Raw genomic sequence first — 23,203 nt, 5'->3', positions numbered from 1 at the left:
GGTCACCTGGGCGCCCCTCCCCTCCAAGACAGGAAAAACGGTTTCAGAATCGCGCCCTCACCGGGCTGCGCTCCTCATCCGGCGCGCGGAAGTATTCGCGCTGCGAGAAGCCGTTCACACTCGCCACGATGTTGGCCGGGGTCATCTGGATCGCGTTGTTGTAGATGAGAGCGGCGTCGTTGTAGCACTGCCGGAAGTAGGCGATCCGGCTCTCGGTGGCGGCCAGTTCCTCCTGCAGCTTGGCGAAGTTCCGGCCGGCCTTCAGGTCCGGGTAGGCCTCGGCCACCGCGAGCAGGCTCCGCAGCGCCCCGGACAGCAGGTTCTCGGCGGTCACCTGCTCGGCGGGAGTCCGCGCGCCGACGGCCTGGGAACGCGCGGCGGCCACCGCCTCCAGAGCCTGCCGCTCGTGGACGGCGTGGCCCTCCATGGTCTCCACCAGGATGGAGACGAGGTCGTGACGGCGCCTGAGCTGCGCGTCCGCCTGCGCCCAGGCGCTGTCCACCGCGCCACACCTGCTGACCAGGCCGTTGTATGTAGAGACGACGAGCAGGACAAGAAGCAGAAAGAGGAACAGGGCGAGAAAAACGAGAACGGCAGTGGTAATCAAGGGAGGCCTCCCGGTCGAGTGGCAGCCGTGCGCCCGGCAGACATGGCCCGCCGCACCGTGGACATCTGACCCCGAACCCCTTGCATTCCGCCTACACGAGCCGTCGCCCCCTCACCGGCCCCTCCGGCTCGAGGTCCGCACTTCCGACGCGCCGCCGCCGCCGGCGGCCCACGCGTACGGTCAGGGCCTCGCGACCCCCTGGAAAGGCAATACTGTATACGGTATGTGCAATACAGTCATACGAAAGGGGTGAAAGTCGTTCAAGACATCGATGACGATCTGTAAAACCGCAGATCAGGTGATAAACCTAAAGGGTTGGGACGCGTCAGGAAACGCACCGCGCACGTCATCCCCCGCACCGGTTCACGCCCACGGCGTCGAAGATCCGCCACGGAGCGCGAATCGACCCCGGGTGTCAATGGACGGCCGGGCGAGTACGACGGCGTCCACCGGCCTTGCGAACGCGAGGAAGCACGGCAACACAGAAACGCAGGAACAACGCAGGAACACGGTCCGGCCGTCGCGGTTGTAGGCGATATCTCGGCCTAATCGGATGAGCGACACCAGAACACCAGGTGTGGCCACCGTGATCACCTTGTTGACGACCGATTGAGTAGTCGACAGGCATGAGGGGGAAACCTATGCCTACCACGCCTCCGCTTTCACGGGGTGTCCGGTTCCGTCCGCGATCGATTCGCGGACGGGTCACCGTCCTTGTCAGCCTCCTGGCCGTGCTTCTCCTTGTTCCTTCGGGATTGGTGGCCGGCCTGGTTGCACACCGGGCGATCAATGACAGCGTGTGGCTGCAAGCACGGCAGGAGGCCACCTCCGCGGCCGCCGCCGACCATCTCGGGCGGTTGACCGATCCCATCAAGTCCGGCGTGCCGGGGATCGACCTGGTGCAGGTCGTGGCGAGCAACCACCGCGTCGTCGCCTCCTCGGCCGACGCCCAGGGCCTGCCGCCCCTGAGTACGGCGTGGCCGACGCCGCAGGACCCCGAGCAGGATGTGGGGACCTGCGCGCAACGGCAGCTGGGGTGCGTCCACCTCTCCGCGCTCCGGGTCACCTCGGCGCCGGACTCACCCATCGTCTACGCCGGCCGGTCCGCTCCCGCGGACAGCTCCACGAGGGTCATCGACTCCCTCTTCGCCGCCCAGGGCACCATATTGGTCCTCCTGGCCGCCTCGACAACCTGGAAGGTCACCGGCCGGACGCTACGGCCCGTCGAGGCGATCCGCGCCGAACTGGCCGCGATCAACGGCGACGACCTGGGCAACCGCGTCCCGCAACCCGTGGGTGACGACGAGATCGCCCGGCTGGCCCGGACCGTCAACGGCACTCTGGAACGGCTGGAGAACGCCAGGGACCGGATGAATCGGGCGCTGACCCAGCAGCGGCAGTTCGCCGCCGACGCCTCCCACGAGCTGCGCACCCCCGTCGCCGGCCTTCGCGCGCAGCTGGAGGAGGCTCAGCTGCATCCCGAGGAGACCGACCTGAACGACCTGCTCGCGCACTCGTTGTATGACGTCGATCGGCTGCAGACGATCATCACCGACCTGCTCCTGCTGACCCGGCTCGAGTCCAGCGCATCCGAGCTGCGGGAGAGGGTCGATCTGGCGACCATCGTGGGGACGGAGGTCTCGCAGCGAGCCGATCCGGACAGGGTGCGGCTCAGGCTCACTCCGGACGTGCCCGTCCACGCCATCCGCAGCCAGATCGGCCGCGCCATCACCAACCTGCTGGACAACGCCGAGCGGCACGCCAGGCTCGCGGTGGTCGTCGAGGTGCGGCAGAACGGCGACAGCGCCGAACTCATCGTCGACGACGACGGGGAGGGCGTCGCCGAAGCCGACCGGCAACGGATCTTCGAGCGGTTCACCCGGCTGGACGCGGCTCGTAGCCGCGACCGGGGAGGGACGGGCCTCGGCCTGGCCATCGCGCGCGGCATCGCCCAGGCCCACGACGGGACGATCGAGGCCGGAGCGTCCCCCTCCGGAGGCGGACGCTTCATCCTCCGCCTCCCCCTGGCCGGACCATCCGACAACGGCCGGACGGCGAACGACAGGTCCACGTAGCCGGGGGTCGACGGCTACCTCGCGGGCTCGGACGACCCCTCGGGCCGGCGGCGCTTGACCGATGTGACGGAAGGCGCACTCAGCAGGGCCTGCTGAGCCGCGCCGGCCATCCAGGCCTCGGCCCGGTCGAAGTCCCAGCCCCGCTTTCCCACGAGGGTGAGCCAGGCGGACTGGCCGAGGTAGAACCAGAGCAGGTCGACGGCGCCGGCGTGGTCCAGCTCCGGCCTCAGCGCGTTCAGGGCCGCGAGCCGGTCCGCCACCGCCGTGAGTGCGCCGATGTAGGCCGCCTCGATCGCCTCCATGACGCTTGCGGCGGAAGGCTCCGTGAGGTTCTGGTGGAGCAGGCCCCAGACGAGTTCCCAGTTCCGCTCATGCGCCTGCCGGGTGCCGGCCGCGGTGATCGCGATGACCGCGCGCGGGTCGTCGGTCGCCGCGATCCCGGTGAGGGTCTGCTCGACGGCCGGGTCCTCGACCGCCGGAGCCAGCAGGGCCGCCAGAATCGCCGCCTTGCCGCCGGTGCTGCCGTACACGGTCTGGACGGCCACCCGCGCCGCCGAGGCGATGTCCGCGACGGTCACGTTGGCGTAGCCGTCGGCGAGGAACAGTCTGCGTCCGCTCTCCAGGATCGCCGCGCGCGTGGAGAGCGCGGCGTCCGTGCGTCGAGGCGAGTTGTAGGAGCCCATCCCGATGAACATTACCCCATGGGAGAGTAGACTCTATTGACAATAGGACTCTCTACTCAATAATTTCCCCACGTGACAGATTCCCAAGTGACGGCGGTCATCGAGACCCGTCTCATCCACGACATCCACCGCCGGGCCACCTCTCTGCTGGCCGAAGCCGCCGCTCGTCCCTCGGCGCCGGCGGCCGCCCTGACCGACGTCCGCGACTTCCTCGTCGCGCACCTGCACCACCACCACGAGACGGAGGACGACATCCTCTGGCCGATGATCACCGCCAAGGCGCCCGAGGCCGCCGACCCGCTCGCCGGTCTCAGCGGTGAGCACGACCGGCTGGACGCGGCGCTCAACGCGCTCGGCGCGGCCACGGTGGACACCGACCGGGCCTCGCTCGTCGACGCGGCGGTCGCCGTACGCGACCTGGTCCATCTGCATCTGGAACGCGAGGAGCCGGTTCTCTTCCCGGCCCTGCGTGATCACGTCTCCGAGGAGGCCTGGGCGGACTTCTCCCGGCATGTCATCGCCACGACGCCCGAGGTGGGAACGGACCTGCTGGTCGGTTTCCTGGAGCAGGTGGGCACCCCGGAGGAGGTTGAGATCGTTCTCGGCGGCATGCCCGCGCCCGTGCGCACGGCCCTGAGCGAGCAGGCACGGGCCACCCTCGGCACGTTGCGGGCGGCCGGCTGACGCGCCGGGAAACGACCGCTCCCGCCGAACGCGGCCCGGACGCCCGCGGAGTGGCCACCGCTCCCCCGCGTCGAGGTGGCCGGAGAACGGGAGAAGGTCACCGGGCGGCCGATACCGGCGCGCTCGGCGAGCCGCCCGACCGGCGGTTCCGGACCGGCGGCGGATGAATCACCGCCTACCCGCCCGCGGTGCGCGTCCGCTCGTGATGGCGGCGCGCCTTCATACGGTTGCCGCAGATCGCCATCGAGCACCATCGGGCGCGGTTGGCGTGGCTGCGATCCAGCAGGAACAGCGTGCATTCGGGGTTGGCGCAGGCCCGAAGGCGTCCGGGGGCACCGCGGCGCAACTCGTCCCAGGCGAGGATCACCTCCACCGCGAAGCGCTCATCCTCGTCCACGACGAGCTCCCATCGGAGCCCGTCGCCGTCGAGATGCGGCACCTTGTGCGCGTGGGCGACCACCTCGGCAAGGGCGGGCGCCCGCGCGGTGCCACGCACGACGCGGTCCAGGAGATCCCGGGCGCGTCGCGTGAAGCGCAGCTCGCCTTCCGATCCGCGTCCGCCGTGCGCGCTCAGCCATCGCCGCCCCTCGGCGTCATCGGCGAGCGCGTCCTGGGAGGTCCCCTCGATCACGGGCCGACTGTTCAACAGGGCGAGAACGATGTTGTCCGGGGTCATCGACGCCCCTCCCATCTAACCTGAAATCTCTTCTTAGCAGGTTAGTACATCGCCGGAACCCCTGATCGTTCTACGCGGAGCACGCAGGCAACGGGCCGATGCGACGCCCACGGCGATCGCCGCCGCGCACGGAGCGAACGGCCCACGAGATGCCAGAGCTTCACTAACCCCATAGAGCGGTTTGACAGGTTATAGAGCCTGATGCTTCACTTCCCCTAACCACACAAAGAGCTATAAGGGGTTAGACATGGTTGAGATCAGGCACCTCACCGCCACCGTCGCGGGCCAGAAGGTCTTCTATCGCGAGGCCGGCCCGGCCGAGGCTCCCACGGTCGTGCTGCTGCACGGCTTCCCGACCAGCTCGCACATGTTCCGCCACCTGATCCCGCTCCTGGCGGACCGCTACCACGTGATCGCGCCCGACCACATCGGCTTCGGCCGGTCCTCCATGCCCTCCGTCAAGGAATTCCCCTACACCTTCGACGCCCTCACGGACATCACCGCCGGACTCCTCGGGCAGCTGGGCGTCGAGAAGTTCGCGATCTACGTGCAGGACTACGGGGCGCCCATCGGCTGGCGCCTGGCGACCCGCGACCCCGAGCAGATCACCGCGATCATCACCCAGAACGGCAACGCCTACACCGACGGGTTCGTCGACTCCTTCTGGAACGGGCTCTTCGCCTACGCCGCCGCCCCGGGACCGGACACCGAGCCCCCCGTGCGCGGCGCGCTGTCTCTGGACAGCACCCGCTGGCAGTACCTCAACGGGGTCGCCGACCCCACCCTCGTCAGCCCGGACACCTGGACCCATGACCAGTCCCTGCTGGACCGGCCCGGCAACGACGAGATCCAGCTACAGCTCTTCCGGGACTATCCGACCAACGTCGACCTCTACCCCGCCCTTCAGGAGTACTTCCGCACCAGGCAGGTCCCCCTGCTCGCCGTCTGGGGAGCAGGGGACGAGATCTTCGGCCCCGACGGCGCCCGCGCCTTCCAGCGCGATCTGCCCGACGCCGAGATTCACCTCCTCGACACCGGCCACTTCGCCCTGGAAAGCCACCTGGACACCATCGCCGGCTACATCCGCGGCTTCCTCGGCCGAACCCTGCGCTGAGCACGACATACACGCCGGCCGGCTGCCCTCACCGGCCGATGGCCCGCATCGTCCGTAGCGCGCTTAAGGACAAAACATGCCAAAAGTAGATGACACGGAAGAAGCATGATGGTCCCCTACGACTACATCATCGTTGGTGGTGGAACGGCCGGCTGTGTGCTCGCCTCTCGCCTGTCAGCGGACCCAGGCCGCAAGGTCCTCCTCCTGGAGGCGGGCCCCAGCGAGGGCCCCGGCTTCGCCGGCGACCCGACGGCCTGGTTCGGTCTGTGGTCTTCCCCGGTCGACTGGTCCTACGTCACCACGCCCCAGCGAGGCGCTCTCGGACGGAGCCACGCGTGGCCCCGCGGCAAGGTGCTCGGCGGGTCCAGTGGCATCAACGGAATGGCGCACCTGCGCGGTCATCGATCGAGTTACGACGCGTGGGAGAAGGCAGGCGCGACCGGATGGAACTACGACAGCCTGCTGCCGTACCTCCGGCGAAGCGAGAACGCCCCAGGCCGGGACGCGGCCGTGCGCGGCGATTCGGGTCCCACGCTGATCGAACGCGGCCCCGAGCCCGACCCGTTGCAGCGGGCGTGGTTCCAGGCCGCGGTGGAAACGGGCCACACGCCCCTGGAAGACGGCAACGGCGTCGAGGCCGAAGGGGTGTCCTGGACGGATGCGAACGTGTTCGAGGGCAAGCGCCAGAGCGCTTCCGACGCGTATCTCGCCCCCGCGATCGGCCGCCCCAACCTCACGGTCATCACTTCGGCTCACGTCCGGCGGCTGCTGCTCGACGGTGAACGCTGCCGGGGCGTCGAGTACGTGCTGGACGGCGGTGTTCACACGGTCCACGCCGAGAAGGAGGTGGTTCTCGCGGCCGGGGTGATCGGCTCACCACAGCTGCTCCTCGTCTCCGGCATCGGACCCGCCGCGCACCTGGACGACGTGGGAGTACGGACACTCGTCGACCTCCCAGGGGTGGGACAGAATCTTCATGACCACCCGATCACTCAAGTGGTCTACGAGGCCACGCGGCTTCCGGCAGCCGGTCCCTTCTCACTGCCCCCACACGTTCTGCTCCGCAGTACACACGACGCCGACCCCGACCTGCAGATCGGCTTTGCCCCCGCGATCATGGGACCGGGGTGGTCGGTCGCCGGTGGCGGATACTCCGTCCTCGTCTCGCTGATGAGTCCCGCCAGCCGTGGGTCCCTGTATCTGCGCAGCCCCGATCCGGCCGTTCCTCCCGTCATCGACCCGAACTATCTCGCCGACGAACGGGACGTCGACCGCATGGTGATCGGCCTCAGACGCGCCCGCGAACTGGGCGAAGCGGAGGCGCTCGATCCCTGGCGGTCTCGCGAGATCCTTCCCGGACCGGACGTGCGAGACGACGACGCCTGCAGCACGTACGTCAGGGGAAACACGAACTCGTACTTCCACCCCGTGGGCACCTGCCGTATCGGCACAGACGCCGAAGCCGTGGTCGACCCGGAGCTGCGCGTCCGGGGAGTGGAAGGGCTGCGCGTCGCCGACGCGTCCGTCATGCCGTCCATCGTGTCGGCGAACACCAACGCGACCGTGCTCGCCATCGCCGAACGGGCGGCATCCCTGATCGCGAACCGAACCGGGCGACCGAGCGGCCCGGCGACGTCGTGGGGGTGAGCTTCTTCCCGGCGCCCGGACACCGGGCCGGTCGTATCTCATTTCATCTGACGAGAGTGATCCGAAACCCACAGAGAGTGGTGAGCAGTAAATGCCGCAGATCGAGACGGTGAGGGGTTCTGTGCAGGCGCATGAACTCGGTACCGTGCTGATGCACGAGCATGTCTTCGTCCTCGACGAGGAGCTCCGGCGCAATCACCCGGAGGCCTGGGACGAGGAGCGGATCGTCGCCGACGCCGTCGACCGGCTTCGCGGACTGGCCGACCGGGGTGTCGACACCATCGTCGACCCGACGGTGATCGGGCTGGGACGGGACATCCCATTGGTCGCACGGGTCAATGCCCAGGTGGACATCAACATCATCGCCGCCACCGGGCTGTACACCCTCAACGACGTCCCCATGGCTCTCCACTACCACGGGCCCGGCACGCTACTGGGCGGCGCCGAATACATGGTCGAGATGTTCACCAGGGACATCACCGAGGGAATCGCCGGCACGGGCGTCAGAGCCGCGTTCCTCAAGTGCGCCATAGAAGAGGAGCTGACACCCGGCGTGGAACGGGTGATGAGGGCCGTCGCCGAAGTTCACAGGAGCACCGGCGTTCCGATCACGGTGCACACAGGCGCCACGCACCGGACGGGCCTGATCGCGCAGGAGGTCCTGCGCCGCGAGGGCGTCGATCTGGGCGCGGTGGTCATCGGCCACAGCGGCGACACCGCTGACCTCGATTATCTGCATCGCTTGATCGACAACGGGTCCTACGTGGGCATGGACAGGTTCGGGCTGGACATCCTGCTGCCCACGGACCAGCGCGTGGCGACTGTCGCGAAACTCGCCGGCGAGGGCCTGGCCGACCGGATGGTTCTCTCACACGACGCCTCATGCCACAACATGTGGTTTCCGCCCGGCGTACGCGAAGAGTTGATGCCCAACTGGCGTTACACCTACCTGTTTGACGCCGTCATCCCCGCTCTCCGTGAAGCCGGTGTGACCGAGGAGCAGTTGACCACGATGCTGGTCGGCAACCCGCGGCGTTACTTCGCCTCCGCGTCGGACCGCTGAACCGGACCCACGCAGGCGGTGGCGCCTGACGGCGGCGGACCCGCAGGTCACCGCGGAGCCGTTCTCACGAACGCACCCGGTCAGGGGCGGACGGCTCCGACGAAGTTGCGGCCGTAGGAGGACAGGGGGACGACCTTGACGACGTCTCCGGTCTGGGGAGCGTGGACCATCTGGCCGTTGCCCGCGTACATGCCGACGTGGCCGAGGCCCTCGCTGAAGAGGAGGTCACCGGGCTGGAGGTCGTTCAGGGAGACCTTGCGGCTCGCGCCCCAGCTCCACTGCTCCCAGGTCGTACGGGGAAGGTTGACCCCGCCGCTGTTCCAGGAGGCCTGGATGAGACCGGAGCAGTCCCAGCCGCTCGGGCCGGTCCCTCCGTACTGGTACGGCTTGCCGATCTGGGCGAAGGCGAAGGCCAGGGCGGCTCGCGCGTTGCCGGAGGCCGAACCGGTGTACTGGACTCCGGAGCCGTTGGGGTTGCCCACCTGGAAGGCGTTGAGCTCACGCAGGATCTTCGTCTGGGCCTTGACCATCTTGTCGGCCTTGGCCTTCTCGCCCGACAACTCGTCACGCGTCTCGTCGGCCTCCGCCAATGCCTTCTTGGCGCCGTCACGACTGTTCCGCAGCGACTTGGTCGCCTCGTCGAAGGCGTTCAGGGATTCGGCGCGAGAGGCCGAGAGCTGGTCGACGGCGGCCATGCCGTTCAGCAGGTCATCCGGGTCGGCCTGGTTGACCAGGCCTTCCCAGCCGCTCACCATGCCGACCTGATAGGTGCTGACGGCCATCGTGACGAGTTCCTTGCGCAGCCCGGCGACCTTCTCACCCTGGCGGGTGAGCTCGCCGTTCAGCGTGTCGTACTTCTTCTTGGCCTTCTTCCACTTCTCAGCGGCCTGGTTGTACTTCTCGACGACAGCGTCAGCCTGGTCGTTGAGTTTCTCCAGCTTCGCCTTGGCCTGGGCGACCGTCGGTTTCGGCTCGGCCGAAGCACCGCCCATGGGCAGCGTCAGCAGCGCGAGGGCAAGCCCCGCGGCCAACGGCATCCGAATCAATCTAACCGGCATACCCGCCACGGCCACGACGACGCCTCCCGACTGCAAAGCCCTGCGTCGGAATAGTACAGAGAAAGTAAGGTACAACTCACCTTTTCAGTCGTTTTGGTCACTATTCACAGGTAGCGACACGACAGATCTTCGCGGTCATCGCCTTGGCGTCGCGCAGCTGGCCGGCCCAGTCTCGCCCGGCCGGTGCGGAGTACTCCCCGGCCCAGAGGTAGACGAACACGGCGTTGCCCTTCCTCACCAGCACGCTCCGGTCGCCGCCGACGCCGACCTTCCCGCCGTAGTAGACCTGCCCGGAGACCTTCAGAGCCTCGTCTCCGAGACCGGTCACGGGCGTGGAGACGTAGCGGTAGCCGGCGCCCGAGTCCGTCCTGGACCTGCACGCCGCCAGGGCCCCGCGGACCTGGATGACGGCCTTCCTGGCGGCCGTCTGCGAGCCGTACAGGATCACCTGCTCGACCTTCATGAAGTCCGGCACGCCGGTGAACGTCACCGTCCGCCCGGCCGCCCGGCCGGTGACGCCGAGATCGGCCCTGTCGCACGGGTTCACCGCCAGCCGGATTTTCGGCGAGTTGCCGACCTTCCAGTTGGTCTCGGGATCGTTGTCCTTCTTGGCCGCGGCCTTCTCGTAGAGCAGGAAACCCTTGGGGATGGCGGGCGCCGTGGCGGCGGCCGTACCGGCAACGAGCGCGACGCAGACCAGCGCTATGATCTTCTTCATCGAATCAACCTCCAGGTGTGATCCGATGCACCATAGAGCCGAAAAGTTCAGGCCCGCCCGAGACGACGTAAAAGTAATACGGAAGGCACCGGCCGTGCCCCCATCCGGCGGACCGAATCGGCCACCTCACGGTCGGAGGAGACGACGGCGACCGCACGTCCCGCGGGCTCGGCGCGGACCAGCTGGCGGATCAGGTCGTCGGCGATCTGGCCGGGGGCGCTGAACAGCACCCGGACGCCCCGGGGGGCCGACATCGGAACCGGGCCGTTCAACTCCGCGCCGTCGAAGACGCAGGTCAGCTCGGTGCGGGTCTGCGCGTACAGCGCGCCGAGGCCGGTGAGCAGGCGGTTGCGCTGGTCGGCGAGGGTGAACGTGCCGTAGCCGGTCTTGGTCACGTTGTAGCCGTCCACGATCAGGTGGATCTGCGGCAGCGCGAGCAGCTGGTCGAGCAGGGCGGGGTCGTCGTCGGCGAGCGCCCGCGCGGGCACCCCCTGGACACCCTGCCTGCCGGGCGCGACCGAGGCCACCGAGTCGGCGGGCCGGTGGATGCTGGAGGGCAGGGCCAGCTCCCTGCGCAGCCCGGCCGCGGCGTCCTGGAGCGCGTCGAGCAGCATGCGGACCTTGGTGTCCTCCACGCTGCGGCCCTCGCGGGCCGCCCGGCGGGTGGACTCCAGCTGCCGCTCGGCGTCGGCCAGGCGCTCGCGGAGGCGTCGCAGCTCGCTCTCCCCCGCGCTTCCCGCCGAGACCGCGAGGGCCATCGCCTCCTGAGCGGTCTCCTGCACCTCGGCGGCCCGCTTCTCGGCCGCCTTCGTCCGTTCGCGGGCGTCGTGCAGCTTGCGGCGCAGGTCGGAGATCTCCGACCGGGCGACCTTGAGCTGCTCGCGCAGCCGGTCGGCCTCCTCCTTGGTCGCGGTCTTCTGAGCGGCGAGCTGCTCGCGCAGCCGCTGGAGCGTCTGCTCCTGCGCCGACCCCTCGGCCGCGGCCGCCGACTGCTCCAGGTCCGCGCGAGCGGCCTCAACCATCTCCGCCCAGCCCGGTGGCCGGGTCAGATATGCGGCGGCGGCGACCAGGACGGGCTCGGCCGCCGGGGGCACGACGCCCTCGGCGAGGCTCGTGATCAGCTCGGGCCAGCCCGTGCTCAGCGTCTCGGCGACCAGCTCGCGGAACTTCTTGTCGGTCTCGAGCTGGGCGGCGATCGGCGCGCTGCCCAGCTTGGCCCGCTTTCGGGGGTCGAACTTGGCGATTCCCCTGAGAGGAAGGGGAATCGTGGCAGCGGGCATCGACCCGAGGATCTGGGATGCCAGCTCCACGACGTGTAAGCGAACCTGCTCAGGTAGCGGACGAGACAGGCCCTCTCCGGCTGAACTCATCACGGCCCCTACTCGGATTGGTCTTCTCGTCAAGGGTACGGCTACCGCACCCTGACCCCGACCTGACCGGAAGTCCGGAAAGATCAGTCTTGATGGTGAATTCTTTATGGACAAGCGCTTGCTCCCAGGTATACGACTGTGATCACTGACTTGTGACGCACGCCACCCGGGGAGAGCGCGATGGAAGACGCGACCGAAGAGCGCCCGCAGGCCGAACAGATGCGCACCTCCACCCGTGACCTCGACGAGCTGCGCGAGCGGCTGGAGTCGTGGCTGACCGGCCGCCTGGACTGTCCCGTCACGGTGTCACGGCTGTCCCACCCCGACGGCAACGGCCTGTCCAGCGAGACGCTGATCTTCGATGCCCTCCGGGGCACCGCCGAGGACGCGCAGGAGCTCCGGTACGTCGCCCGGATGGCCCCGGCGAGCGAGGCGATGCCGGTCTTCCCGGACTACGACCTCGGCAGGCAGTTCGACGTCATGCGGATGGTCAGGGAGCGCGCGGGGGTGCTCGCGCCGCGGCCCCTGTGGTTCGAACCGGATCCGGAGCCGATGGGCGCCCCGTTCTTCGTGATGGAGCGGCTCTTCGGCGACGTGCCGCCGGACGTGACGCCCTACACCTTCCAGGGCTGGCTGCTGGACGCCTCCCCCGCCGACCGGGGACGGCTGCAGCGGCGAAGCGTCGAGATCCTGGCCAGGCTGCACGACACCGTCTTCACCGCCGAGGAACTGCGGCCGCTGGAGATCGCCGGGCCCGGCGGGTCCGCGTTGCGCAGGCACGTCGACGACCAGCGGGCCTACTACGACTGGGCGCACGGCTCGATGCGGATCCCGCTGCTGGAGCGGGCGTTCGACTGGCTGGAGGACCACTGGCCGGCCGACCCCGGACCCGACGTGCTGAGCTGGGGGGACGCGCGTATCGGAAACGTGATCTACAGGGACTTCACGCCGGTGGCGGTGCTGGACTGGGAGATGGCCACCGTCGCCCCCCGCGAGCTGGACATCGCCTGGATGATCTTCCTGCACCAGTTCTTCCAGGAGGTCGCCGAGGTCTTCGAGCTGCCCGGCATGCCGGACTTCATGCGGCGCGAGGACGTCTGCCGGACGTACCGGGAGATCACCGGCTACGAGCCGCGCGACATGGAGTTCTACGAGATGTACGCCGCGCTCAGGCACGGCGTCATCATGGCCCGCGTCTGGCAGCGCCGGGTCCACTTCGGCGAGCAGCCCATGCCCGAGGACCCCGACGACCTGGTCCTGCACCGGGCCGCCCTCGAGCGGATGCTGGACGGGAGCTACTGGCGGCCGTAACCGGTGCACCCCGACGGGGACCCCGGAGCGGCAAATGTCGGTCGGGGCTTCTATGGTCGTGAACCGTGGAGGTCATGAACTGTGAAGAACTCCGTACAGGGAACGCTGGACGAGCTGGGCATGCCGCTCAGCCAGATCACGTTCGTCGTGTTCGACCTGGAGACGACCGGCGTCTCGGCGGGCGAGCACGCGATCACGGAGATCGGGGCGGTCAAGGTCCGGGGCGGTGAGGTGCTCGGCGAGTTCGCGACCCTGGTCGACCCCGGCTCGCCGATCCCGCCGTTCATCTCGGTGCTGACCGGCATCACCGACAGCATGGTCGTGGCGGCGCCGAGGATCGAGTCGGTGCTGCCCTCGTTCCTGGAGTTCGCCCGCGGCTCCACCCTCGTGGCGCACAACGCCGGATTCGATCTGGGCTTCATCAAGGCGGCCTGCGCCGCTCACGGCTACCCTCCGCCCCGCCACCCGGTGGTCGACACCGTCGTCCTGGCCCGCAGGCTGCTGACCCGTGACGAGGCCCCCAACTGCAAGCTGTCCACGCTGGCCAAGATCTTCAGCAGGACGGAGCCCTGCCACCGCGCGCTCGCCGACGCCCGCGCCACCGTGGACGTGCTCCACGCGCTGCTGGAGCGGGCGGGCTCGTTCGGGGTGCACACCCTGGAGGAGCTGAAGGGTTTCGTCCGCGCGCCCACCACGGAGCAGCGCCGCAAGCGGCACCTGGCCGACGCCGTGCCCAGCAGCCCCGGCGTCTACGTGTTCGAGGACTCCGGCGGCGACCCCCTCTACGTCGGCAAGAGCACGAACCTCCGCAACCGGGTCCGCAGCTATTTCACCGCCGGCGAGACGCGGCCCCGCGTCCGGGAGATGATCGGCATCGCCGAGCGGATCCGGACCATCGTCTGCGCGACCCCGCTGGAGGCCGAGGTCAGGGAGCTCAGGCTGATCGGCTCGGCCAAGCCGCGATACAACCGCAGGTCGCGCTTTCCGGAGAAGATGTTCTGGCTCAAGCTCACCGACGAGCCGTTTCCCCGCCTGTCGATCGTCCGCGAGATCAAAGACGACAAGGCCGGCTATCTGGGCCCGTTCACCAGCACCCGTGCCGCCGAGGACGCCCGCACCGCGCTGTACGAGACGGTTCCCCTGCGGCAGTGCACCGAGAAGATGACCCTGCGGACCAGGCACTCCGCCTGCGCCCTCGCCGAGCTCGGCAAGTGCGGGGCGCCGTGCGAGGGCCGCCAGAGCCCCGAGGAGTACGGCCTGCACGTCGCGAGCGCCCGCCAGGCGATGGAGCTGGACGCCTCCGCGGTCTTCTCCGCGATCGAGGCCCGGATGGACCGCCTCGCCCTCGACCAGCGCTACGAGGAGGCCGCCGCCGACCGCGACCGGCTCGCCTCCTACATCCGCGCCTCGGCGCGCATGCAGAGGCTGCGGGCGCTGACCGTGATCCCCCAGATGGTCGCGGCCAGCCCCGCGGGGGGCGGCGGCTGGGACATCCACGTCATCCGGTACGGCCGGCTGGCCTCGGCCGGGGTGATGCCGAAGGGCGCCCATCCCACCCTGTTCGTGGACGCCCTGGTGGCCACCGCCGAGACCGTCGTGCCGGGGCCGGGGCCCGTCCCCGCGGCCAGCATGGAGGAGACCGAGTGCGTCCTGCGCTGGCTGGAGACCCCGGGTGTGCGATTGGCGCAGGTCGAGGGCACCTGGAGCCTGCCCACCCTCGGCGCGGGCCGGCTCCAGGCCCGCATCGACCGCGCCTACCAGGCCGCCCTGCCACAACGGCCGCGCGAGGGCCGTCCGCTGCGCTGATAACTTCGAAGGCGGCAAGCCCCCGCACTCAACGAGGAGGAAACTCGTGGTCACCGCGATCGTTCACATCAACGCCGAGGTGGACCGGATCCCCGAGGTCGCCCAGACGATCGCCGAGATCGACGGGGTGAGCGAGGTCTACTCCATCACCGGGGAGTACGACCTGATGGCCATGGTCCGCGTCTCCGCCTACGAGGAGATCGCCGAGGTCATCCCCGGGCGCCTGAACAAGGTCGCCGGGGTGCTGCACACCGAGACCCACATCGCCTTCCGCACCTACTCCAGGCACGACCTGGACGCCGCCTTCTCGATCGGTCTCGGCGAGTCCGACTGACGATCGCGCGGGCGACCGTCCCGGACCCGGATTCCCGGGCCGGGACGGCTTTTCGCGCGAGCAGGACAGCCGATCAGGACGGCTTCAACGACCGGCTGAACGCGATCCAGCGTTCGAGGATGGCCGCGGCGGCGCCGGAGTCGACGGCCTGCGCGGCGCGTGCGTATCCGGCGGCCATCGCGGCGTCGAGGTCGTCGCCCGCGCCGTCCAGTGCGACCAGCGCGGCCGCCGCGTTGAGCAGCACCGCATCACGGACCGCGCCGGTCTTGCCGTCGAGCAGGTCGTGCACGGCCCGCGCGTTGAACACCACGTCCCCGCCTCGCAACGCGTCCGCCGCCGACCGGGGGATGCCCAGCGCGGCCGGGTCGAAGACCGTCCGCGTGGCGGTCCCCTCGCGCACCACCCAGACCGTGGAGGTCGTCGCGGTGGTGAGCTCGTCCAGCCCGTCGTCGCCCCTGAACACCAGGGCGGACACCCCCCGCTCGGCGAAGACGCCCGCGACCACGGGAAGCATGCCCGGGTCGAAGATGCCGATCGCCTGGGCGGTGGGCCTGGCCGGGTTGGTCAGCGGGCCCAGGAAGTTGAAGACCGTCGGGATGCCGAGCTCCTTGCGCGGCGGCCCGGCGAAACGCAGCGCCGGGTGGTAGACCGGCGCGAAGCAGAAGGCGATCCCCACCTCGACGGCGACCTTCGCGGTGTCGGCCGGAGACAGGTCGAGCATGATGCCCAGGTGCTCCAGCACGTCGGCGGCGCCGCAGGAGGACGACGCGGCGCGGTTGCCGTGCTTGACCACCCGGGCGCCCGCGGCGGCGGCCACGATCGCCGCCATGGTCGAGACGTTGACGGTGTGGGCCCGGTCGCCGCCGGTGCCCACGACGTCGACGATGGGTCCCTCCACCGTCAGCGGGGTGGCCCGCTCCAGCATCGTGCGTGCCAGACCCGTCACCTCCGCGACCGTCTCCCCCTTCGCGCGCAGCGCCACCGCGAAGCCCGCGATCTGCGCGGACGTGGCGGAGCCGGACATGATCTCGTTCATCGCCCAGGCGGCCTCGTCGGCCGTCAGGTTCTCACCGGTGAGCAGGGCCGACAACAGCGCGGGCCAGGTGGTGCGCGCGTCCATGGGGTGTCTCCAGGGGGGTTCTACCGGGTGGTCAGATGAGTGGAGAGGCGGTGGCGCATCAGGTCGGCGACGGCTTCGGCAAGGACCACGGGGTCGATCGGCTGCGGCACGACGGCCTCGGCGCGCGACCACTCGGCCAGCCATCGGTCGTCACGGCGGGCGATCAGCAGGCAGATCGGCGGGCAGTCGTGAACCTCGTCCTTGGCCTGACGGGCCACGCCCATGCCGCCGGCCGGCTGGGCCTCGGCGTCGAGCACGGCGACGTCGATCTCACCCGAGTCGAAGTGCTGGATGACCTTGGCATGGGTGGCGCACTCCACGATCTCCACAAGAGGCACGTCTCCGGCGGGGCGACGGCCGATCGCCTGCCGCACCTTCTCGCGGGTGCTCGCGTCGTCGCTGTAGACGAGGACCCTCATCTTGTCGTCGGTGCTCACGGTCGCACTCACTATCCCTCGTCGATATCCCTCGTCGATGTATGGTCACCTGGGATGCTACCGGTCAGCTCGCCTGGGGACCCAGGCCGGAGGCATCGGTGAGCGAATTGCCCCATACGTCCGCATTGGGGTTACGTTTGCCCCCCCTATCGGGGGGTCGTGCGGCGACCCGAGCAGGGGAACCGCAATAATGCTGCCCGTGGCGACAGCATCCGCAATTTCAACGACGACGGCAGCACATTCGTCCCGCAGACCCGATCTGGTCAGCGTGGGGACGATCGTCTGGCTGTCCTCCGAGCTCATGTTCTTCGCGGCGCTGTTCGCGATGTACTTCACCATCCGGTCAGTGAGCCTCGGCCAGGGTCTGCCCTGGCCGGAGGCCGAGCTGAACGTCCCGTTCTCATTGGCCAACACGATCATCCTGGTCCTGTCTAGTGTGACCTGCCAGATGGGCGTGTGGGCGGCTGAGAAGGGCCAGGTCGCCAAGCTGCGCTTCTGGTACATCCTCAGCTTCCTGATGGGGGCCACGTTCGTCGGCGGCCAGCTGTACGAGTACAGCCAGCTGGTCCATGAAGGGCACACCCTGTCGCACTCCGCGTACGACTCGGTGTTCTATCTGGCCACGGGCTTCCACGGCCTCCACGTGACCGGTGGACTGATCGCGTTCCTCTTCATGCTGGGACGCACGTACGCCGCGAAGCGCTTTACCCGTGAGCAGGCGACCAGCGCCATCGTCGTGTCCTACTACTGGCACTTCGTCGACGTGGTCTGGATCGGCCTTTTCGTGACCATCTACGGCATTCAATAAGGAATCGGGGATCTCTGTGAATAGGATCACCGCTAGGCGGCGGCATCCCCTCGCGAGATACGCCGTCCTGCTCTTGGCCCTGGTGCTGATCGGGGGGTTCTACACCCTGGTGACCGCCAAATCGAACGAGCGGGCCGATGCGGCCATCGCCTCCGGCAAGGCCGACGACGTCGCCGAGGGAAAGAAGCTCTTCGAGCTGAGCTGCTCCAGCTGCCACGGACTCAACGCCGAGGGCACCAAGCAGGGCCCGACCCTCGTCGGCGTCGGCGCGGCCGCCGTGGACTTCCAGGTCAGCAGCGGCCGCATGCCCATGGCCAACCCCGGCCCCCAGGCACCTCGCAAGCAGCCGGCGCCCTGGGTCAACGAGACGACCATCAGGCAGCTCGCGGCCTACGTGCAGTCCCTCGGCGGCGGCCCCGCCGTCCCCGGGAACGAGCAGGTCGACGCCGCCCTGGGCGACAAGGCGAAGGGCGGGGAGCTGTTCCGTGCGAACTGCATCCAGTGCCACAACTTCGTCGGCGCGGGCGGCGCCCTGACCCAGGGCAAGCACGCTCCGCCGCTGCACGAGGCCACCGAGAGGCAGATCTACGAGGCCATGATCACCGGCCCGCAGGCGATGCCGGTGTTCAACGACAGCATCATCACCCCCCAGCAGAAGCGGGACATGATCGCCTACATCGTGGGCGTGCGTGACGAGCCCAATCCGGGCGGTGCGGGTCTCGGCCGCGTCGGCCCGGTCACCGAGGGTCTGGTGGCCTGGATCGTGGGCATCAGCCTGCTCATTCTGGCCGCCATCTGGATCACCGCGAAGAAGCGACAGGCCCAATGACTGACAACAATCACGACATCGAGCAGCCCGAAGAGCGCGTGCCAAGGCGCGTGATCGGCACCCCCCCACCCGCCGCAGGCAACTCCCTGCTCGGAGCCGAGGAGCCGGCGACCGAGGAGGTCGACGTTCCCGGCGTGGTCCTCCAGGACGAGAAGACGGCGAAGAAGGGCGAGAAGTTCGCCGCCCTCCTCTTTGTCATCGCCTTCCTGTCGGGCCTCGGCTTCATCGTCTCCTACGTGGTGTTCCAGGTCGGTGACGTCGAGAAGACGCAGGTCTCCAACCTGGCCCTGGGCGGCACGCTCACCCTGACGCTGCTGGCGCTGGCCGCGGGCATCGTGGTCTGGGTGCGCCTGATCATGCCGAAGTACAGCCTGGTCCAGGAGCGCCACCCGATGGTCTCCGGCCCCGAGGCCCGCGAGTACGTCGGCGAGACCTTCCTGCAGGGCGCCAAGGAGAGCGGCATCACCAAGCGGCCGCTGCTCCGCCGTACGCTGCTGATCGCCGCCGCACCGCTGGGCGTGGCACCGCTGGTCCTCCTCCGGGACCTCGGCCCGCCCCACACCAACTTCCCCAGCAAGCTCCGGCACACCGTCTGGGGAGAGAAGACCAAGGACGGCAAGCCCCGCAAGCTCGTCGTCGAGGGAACCGGCGCGCCCATCCGCGCGGCGGACTTCAACTCCCCCGGCGGCATCCTGTCGGTGGTGCCCGAGGGTTTCGAGCACGACCTGAACGCCCTGGCCAAGGCCACCCTGATCCTGATCAAGTTCCGTCCGGAAGAGATCAAGTCGGGGACGAACAAGAACTGGGCGCCCGACGGGATCGTCGCGTACTCGAAGATCTGCACGCACGTCGGCTGCCCCGCGGCCCTCTACGAGCAGACCACGCACCACATCCTGTGCCCGTGCCACCAGTCGACCTTCGACGCCGCCGACGGCGCCAAGGTCATCTTCGGACCCGCGGCCCGGCCTCTGCCCCAGCTACACATCGCCGTCGACAGCGAGGGATACCTCGTCGCCGCGTCGGACTTCGCCGTCCCCGTCGGTCCCAGCTTCTGGGAGCGCGGCGACGCCGAGGCCGAGGTCCGTGAAAAGGGAGGCCACGCATGAGCACCGGAACCGTCCCGAAGCCCATCGCGGGTCCGAGCAACTTCATCGACGAGCGCATCGGCGCGGGAACCTTCCTCAAGCGCAACCTGCGGAAGGTCTTCCCCGACCACTGGTCGTTCCTGCTGGGTGAGATCGCGCTCTACTCGTTCATCATCCTGCTGCTGACCGGCACGTTCCTGACGTTCTTCTTCAAGCCCAGCATGGGCCACACCGTCTACGAGGGCTCCTACGACGCCCTCAAGGGCGTCACGATGTCCGAGGCGTACGCCTCGTCGCTGCACATCAGCTTCGACATCCGCGGTGGCCTGCTGATGCGGCAGATGCACCACTGGGCCGCCCTGCTGTTCACCGCCGGCATGATGGTGCACGCGCTCCGGGTGTTCTTCACCGGCGCCTACCGCAAGCCGCGCGAGCTCAACTGGCTGATCGGTGTCCTGCTGCTCACGCTGGCCCTGCTCGAAGGTCTGACCGGTTACTCCCTCCCCGACGACCTGCTCTCCGGCGCCGGTCTGAGGATCACCGAGGGTGTGGCGATCTCCTTGCCGCTGGTCGGCACGTGGATCACGTTCTTCCTCTTCGGCGGGGAGTATCCCGGCGAAGATGTGATCTCGCGGTTCTACTCGCTGCACATCCTGCTCATCCCTGGCATCCTGCTGGCGCTCATCACCGCTCACATGATCCTGATGTGGGTGCAGAAGCACACGCAGATGCCGGGCAAGGGCCGCACGAACGAGAACGTGGTCGGCGCGCCGTTCTACCCGGCCTTCATGGCCAAGGCCGGCGCCTACTTCATGTTCACCTTCGGGGTGATCGCCCTGCTGGGCACCTTCGCCCAGATCAACCCGATCTGGCTGTTCGGCCCCTACAACCCGGCGAACATCTCCGCCGGTTCGCAGCCCGACTTCTACATGGGCTTCCTTGAGGGCGCGCTCCGCCTGATGCCCGCCTGGGAGATCAACCTCTTCGGGGGATCGGGCGGCACGTTACCGCTGAACGTGCTGATCCCGGCGCTGGTCCCGATGGGCATCATCATGACGGGCCTGGCCCTGTATCCGTTCCTCGAACAGTGGGTCACCGGGGACCGCCGCGAGCACCACGTCGTGGACCGTCCCCGCAACAACCCGCACCGCACCTCGATCGGCATGTCCGCGATCACCTTCTACGGCCTGCTCTGGCTGCTGGGTGCCAACGACGAGATCGCCGCGTTCTTCTCGGTCTCGCTGAACTGGACGACCTACGTCGGCCGGGTCCTGATCTTCGTGGGCCCGTTCCTGGCATACGTCATCACCTACCGGACCTGCCTGGGCCTGCAGCGCAAGGACGCGGACATCATCGGCCACGGCGTGGAATCCGGCGTGATCAAGCGCCTGCCCAGTGGCGAGTACATCGAGGTGCACGTCCCACCGCACCCGGCCATCGAGGCCCTCATGCGGGACAAGAAGCCGATCCCGATCATCGCCGGGGCCGACAGCGACGACCCCGACGGCGACGGCATCCCCTCGAAGGGGATGCGCAGCCCGCTCGGCAAGCTCCGCGCCAAGATGAGCAAGGCCTACGGCGGCGAGAAGATCGCCCTCACCGACGGCCACGGTCACGGCCACGAGGAGCACGCGGCCGTGGGCTCGGGCGAAGACGACAAGCCTTCCCTGACCCACTGACCGATCACCGCTGACGCCACAGTCGAGGCCCGGACACCACACGGTGTCCGGGCCTCGACGTTTTCCGGAACCGCGGCGCCGCCGAGATCGCCTCCCGTCCGGTGACCCCATTTGCCCAGGTCAGACACCATTGTGGATAATTGAGATATACCGCGTAGCCACGACAGACATATCCAGTCGCCGCGACAGGCTCCGCCGTAGTTGGTCCCAGCCGTTGGGATCGTGGCGACACCGAGGCCGAGGTCCGTGAGAACGGAGGCCACGCATGAGCGTCGGACCTGTCCCGAAGCACATCGCGGGCGTGAGCAACTTCATCGATGAACGCATCGGCGCGGGAAACTTCCTCAAACGCAACCTGCGGAAGATCTTCCCCGACCACTGGTCGTTCCTGCTCGGGGAGGTCGCGCTCTACTCGTTCGTCATCCTGCTGCTGACCGGCACGTTCCTGACGTTCTTCTTCAGGCCCAGCATGGGCGACGTCGTCTACAACGGCTCCTACCAGCCGCTGCAGGGCGTCACGATGTCCGAGGCGTACGCCTCGTCGCTGAACATCAGCTTCGACGTCCGCGGCGGCCTGCTGATGCGGCAGATGCACCACTGGGCGGCCCTGCTCTTCATCGCCGGCCTGATGGTGCACGCCCTGCGGGTGTTCTTCACCGGCGCCTACCGCAAGCCGCGCGAGCTCAACTGGCTGATCGGCGTCCTGCTGTTCACGCTGGCCCTGTTCGAGGGTCTGACCGGCTACTCCCTGCCCGACGACCTGCTCTCCGGCGCCGGCCTGCGGATCACCCAGGGCGTGATTCTCTCGCTGCCGGTGGTCGGCACGTGGCTCTCCTTCTTCCTCTTCGGCGGGGAGTATCCCGGCGCGGACGTGATCTCACGGTTCTACTCGATCCACATCCTGCTCATCCCGGGCATCCTGCTGGCGCTCATCACCGCTCATCTGATCCTGATGTGGGTGCAGAAGCACACCCAGATGCCGGGCAAGGACCGCACGAACGCAAATGTGGTGGGAGCCCCGTTCTACCCGGCCTTCATGGCCAAGTCGGGCGCCTACTTCATGTTCACCTTCGGGGTGATCGCCCTGCTGGGCACCGCCGCCCAGATCAACCCGATCTGGCTGTTCGGCCCCTACACGCCGTCGGACATCTCGGCGGGTTCGCAGCCCGACTTCTACATGGGCTTCCTTGAGGGCTCGCTCCGCCTGATGCCCGCCTGGGAGATCAACCTCTTCGGGACGGCGGGCGGCACGTTACCGCTGAACGTGCTGATCCCGGCGCTGGTCCCGCTGGGCATCATCATCACGGGCATGGCCCTGTACCCCTTCGTGGAGCGGTGGGTCACCGGGGACAACCGCGAGCACCACGTCGTGGACCGTCCCCGCAACAACCCGCACCGCACCTCGATCGGCATGACGGCGATCACCTTCTACGGCCTGCTCTGGCTGATGGGTGCCAACGACGAGATCGCCGCCTTCTTCCAGGTCTCGCTGAACGTGACGACCTACGTCGGCCGGGTCCTGATCATCGTGGGCCCGATCCTGGCGTACCTCATCACCTACCGGATCTGCCTGGGCCTGCAGCGCATCGACGCGGCCACCATCGACCACGGCGTGGAGACAGGCGTGATCAAGCGCCTGCCCGACGGGGAGTACATCGAGGTGCACGCCCCGCCGAACAAGGGCATCGAGGCTCTCATCCGGGACAAGAAGCCGGTCCCGATCATCGCCGGGACCGACGGTGGCACCCCCGACGGCGACGGCGACGGCGTCCCCTCCGAGAAGATGCGCCATCCACTCGGCAGGCTCCGCGCCAAGATGAGCAAGGCCTACGGCGGCGAGAAGATCGCCCTCACCGACGGCCACGGCGAGGACCAGGAGAAGCACGCGGCCGTCGGCCCGGGAGAGGACGACACGTCCTCTCCGGCCCGCTGACCGATCGTCACCGGCCGTGCAGCCGGTCGTGCCGTCGCCGGCACGACCGGCTGCACGGCCTCGTCACGGTCACCTCTGTGCGCTTCAGGCAGCCGCCACGGTCGCGGACCGGACCTCAGGCATCCCCCACCCGCTTAAAAGACGTCACGGTCGTGTCCGTGTGCTT

General features: G+C 68.6%; 21 protein-coding genes. 13 read left to right on the top strand and 8 right to left on the bottom strand.

Annotation, left to right across the window (positions count from 1 at the left end; all coding sequences use genetic code 11):
* Positions 1-43: 43 nt before the first annotated feature.
* Positions 44-607: a LemA family protein gene (locus DKM19_RS11825; RefSeq protein WP_110695740.1), complete on the bottom strand. Its 564-nt coding sequence runs from the start codon at positions 605-607 to the stop codon at positions 44-46.
* A 797-nt stretch (positions 608-1,404) separates the two neighbouring features.
* On the opposite strand from DKM19_RS11825, the gene DKM19_RS11820 reads away from it, so the two are divergent.
* Positions 1,405-2,682, top strand: a complete 1,278-nt coding sequence (locus tag DKM19_RS11820) for a cell wall metabolism sensor histidine kinase WalK (RefSeq protein ID WP_162641441.1) — start codon at positions 1,405-1,407, stop codon at positions 2,680-2,682.
* Positions 2,683-2,696: 14 nt separating this feature from the next.
* Here the strand turns inward: DKM19_RS11820 and DKM19_RS11815 are convergent, their stop codons facing one another.
* The gene (locus DKM19_RS11815) at positions 2,697-3,377 is read right to left on the bottom strand and encodes a TetR/AcrR family transcriptional regulator (protein ID WP_204358760.1); all 681 of its coding nucleotides are present in this window, start codon (positions 3,375-3,377) and stop codon (positions 2,697-2,699) included.
* A 60-nt stretch (positions 3,378-3,437) separates the two neighbouring features.
* Here DKM19_RS11815 and DKM19_RS11810 point away from each other — a divergent pair, with 60 nt between their 5' ends.
* Positions 3,438-4,049 carry a hemerythrin domain-containing protein gene (locus tag DKM19_RS11810; protein ID WP_110695738.1) on the top strand — a complete coding sequence of 204 codons (612 nt, stop codon included), beginning with the start codon at positions 3,438-3,440 and terminating at the stop codon, positions 4,047-4,049.
* Between the two features lie 175 nt (positions 4,050-4,224).
* On the opposite strand, the gene DKM19_RS11805 is transcribed toward DKM19_RS11810, so the two are convergent.
* Positions 4,225-4,725 (bottom strand): CGNR zinc finger domain-containing protein, encoded by a 501-nt coding sequence (locus DKM19_RS11805; protein ID WP_110695737.1) that lies wholly within the window; start codon positions 4,723-4,725, stop codon positions 4,225-4,227.
* Between the two features lie 247 nt (positions 4,726-4,972).
* On the opposite strand from DKM19_RS11805, the gene DKM19_RS11800 reads away from it, so the two are divergent.
* From DKM19_RS11800 to DKM19_RS11790, 3 genes are all read left to right on the top strand, one after another.
* Positions 4,973-5,839 carry an alpha/beta fold hydrolase gene (locus DKM19_RS11800; protein ID WP_110695736.1) on the top strand — a complete coding sequence of 289 codons (867 nt, stop codon included), beginning with the start codon at positions 4,973-4,975 and terminating at the stop codon, positions 5,837-5,839.
* A 105-nt stretch (positions 5,840-5,944) separates the two neighbouring features.
* Positions 5,945-7,486, top strand: coding sequence for a GMC family oxidoreductase (locus DKM19_RS11795; protein WP_204358759.1), 1,542 nt, complete (start codon positions 5,945-5,947; stop codon positions 7,484-7,486).
* Positions 7,487-7,607: 121 nt separating this feature from the next.
* Entirely contained in the window at positions 7,608-8,549 is a 942-nt protein-coding gene (locus DKM19_RS11790) for a phosphotriesterase (protein WP_369988652.1), read from the top strand.
* A gap of 80 nt (positions 8,550-8,629) precedes the next feature.
* On the opposite strand, the gene DKM19_RS11785 is transcribed toward DKM19_RS11790, so the two are convergent.
* The 3 genes from DKM19_RS11785 to DKM19_RS11775 form a co-directional block, all read right to left on the bottom strand.
* Entirely contained in the window at positions 8,630-9,586 is a 957-nt protein-coding gene (locus tag DKM19_RS11785) for a C40 family peptidase (RefSeq protein ID WP_239514202.1), read from the bottom strand.
* Between the two features lie 121 nt (positions 9,587-9,707).
* Positions 9,708-10,325 (bottom strand): hypothetical protein, encoded by a 618-nt coding sequence (locus tag DKM19_RS11780; protein ID WP_110695733.1) that lies wholly within the window; start codon positions 10,323-10,325, stop codon positions 9,708-9,710.
* Between the two features lie 47 nt (positions 10,326-10,372).
* Positions 10,373-11,635, bottom strand: coding sequence for an NYN domain-containing protein (locus DKM19_RS11775; protein WP_239514201.1), 1,263 nt, complete (start codon positions 11,633-11,635; stop codon positions 10,373-10,375).
* A 240-nt stretch (positions 11,636-11,875) separates the two neighbouring features.
* Here DKM19_RS11775 and DKM19_RS11770 point away from each other — a divergent pair, with 240 nt between their 5' ends.
* The 3 genes from DKM19_RS11770 to DKM19_RS11760 all read left to right on the top strand — a co-directional run bounded on the left by DKM19_RS11770 (position 11,876) and on the right by DKM19_RS11760 (position 15,146).
* Positions 11,876-13,006 carry a phosphotransferase family protein gene (locus tag DKM19_RS11770; RefSeq protein WP_110695731.1) on the top strand — a complete coding sequence of 377 codons (1,131 nt, stop codon included), beginning with the start codon at positions 11,876-11,878 and terminating at the stop codon, positions 13,004-13,006.
* 81 nt (positions 13,007-13,087) lie between these two features.
* A complete protein-coding gene (locus DKM19_RS11765) occupies positions 13,088-14,812 on the top strand; it encodes a DEDD exonuclease domain-containing protein (protein ID WP_110695730.1) in 1,725 nt (574 codons plus the stop codon).
* A 46-nt stretch (positions 14,813-14,858) separates the two neighbouring features.
* Entirely contained in the window at positions 14,859-15,146 is a 288-nt protein-coding gene (locus DKM19_RS11760; RefSeq protein ID WP_089205062.1) for an Lrp/AsnC family transcriptional regulator, read from the top strand.
* A gap of 73 nt (positions 15,147-15,219) precedes the next feature.
* Here the strand turns inward: DKM19_RS11760 and trpD are convergent, their stop codons facing one another.
* Together trpD and DKM19_RS11750 are read right to left on the bottom strand one after the other, a co-directional pair.
* Complete coding sequence (trpD, locus tag DKM19_RS11755; protein ID WP_110695729.1) at positions 15,220-16,266, bottom strand: anthranilate phosphoribosyltransferase; 1,047 nt, start codon at positions 16,264-16,266, stop codon at positions 15,220-15,222.
* A gap of 20 nt (positions 16,267-16,286) precedes the next feature.
* Positions 16,287-16,685, bottom strand: coding sequence for a response regulator transcription factor (locus DKM19_RS11750; protein WP_110705655.1), 399 nt, complete (start codon positions 16,683-16,685; stop codon positions 16,287-16,289).
* A 208-nt stretch (positions 16,686-16,893) separates the two neighbouring features.
* Between DKM19_RS11750 and DKM19_RS11745 the strand changes: the two genes are divergently transcribed.
* The 5 genes from DKM19_RS11745 to DKM19_RS11725 all read left to right on the top strand — a co-directional run bounded on the left by DKM19_RS11745 (position 16,894) and on the right by DKM19_RS11725 (position 23,037).
* Entirely contained in the window at positions 16,894-17,511 is a 618-nt protein-coding gene (locus DKM19_RS11745) for a heme-copper oxidase subunit III (protein WP_110695728.1), read from the top strand.
* Positions 17,512-17,527: 16 nt separating this feature from the next.
* Positions 17,528-18,340: a c-type cytochrome gene (locus tag DKM19_RS11740; RefSeq protein ID WP_089205065.1), complete on the top strand. Its 813-nt coding sequence runs from the start codon at positions 17,528-17,530 to the stop codon at positions 18,338-18,340.
* On the top strand, positions 18,337-19,446 hold the full coding sequence (locus tag DKM19_RS11735; protein WP_110695727.1) for a ubiquinol-cytochrome c reductase iron-sulfur subunit: 1,110 nt from the start codon (positions 18,337-18,339) through the stop codon (positions 19,444-19,446). The genes DKM19_RS11740 and DKM19_RS11735 overlap by 4 nt, the downstream gene beginning before the upstream one ends.
* The gene (locus DKM19_RS11730) at positions 19,443-21,104 is read left to right on the top strand and encodes a cytochrome bc complex cytochrome b subunit (RefSeq protein WP_110695726.1); all 1,662 of its coding nucleotides are present in this window, start codon (positions 19,443-19,445) and stop codon (positions 21,102-21,104) included. Before DKM19_RS11735 ends, DKM19_RS11730 begins: the two co-directional genes overlap by 4 nt.
* A 265-nt stretch (positions 21,105-21,369) precedes the next feature.
* Entirely contained in the window at positions 21,370-23,037 is a 1,668-nt protein-coding gene (locus DKM19_RS11725; RefSeq protein ID WP_110695725.1) for a ubiquinol-cytochrome c reductase cytochrome b subunit, read from the top strand.
* Positions 23,038-23,203 lie beyond the last annotated feature (166 nt).

This window comes from Streptosporangium sp. 'caverna', from assembly GCF_003203775.1.
GTDB classification, from domain to species: Bacteria; Actinomycetota; Actinomycetes; order Streptosporangiales; family Streptosporangiaceae; genus Streptosporangium; species Streptosporangium subroseum.
Note: the sequence above shows the minus strand (reverse complement) of the source record. Positions and strands in the feature narration are given on the sequence as shown.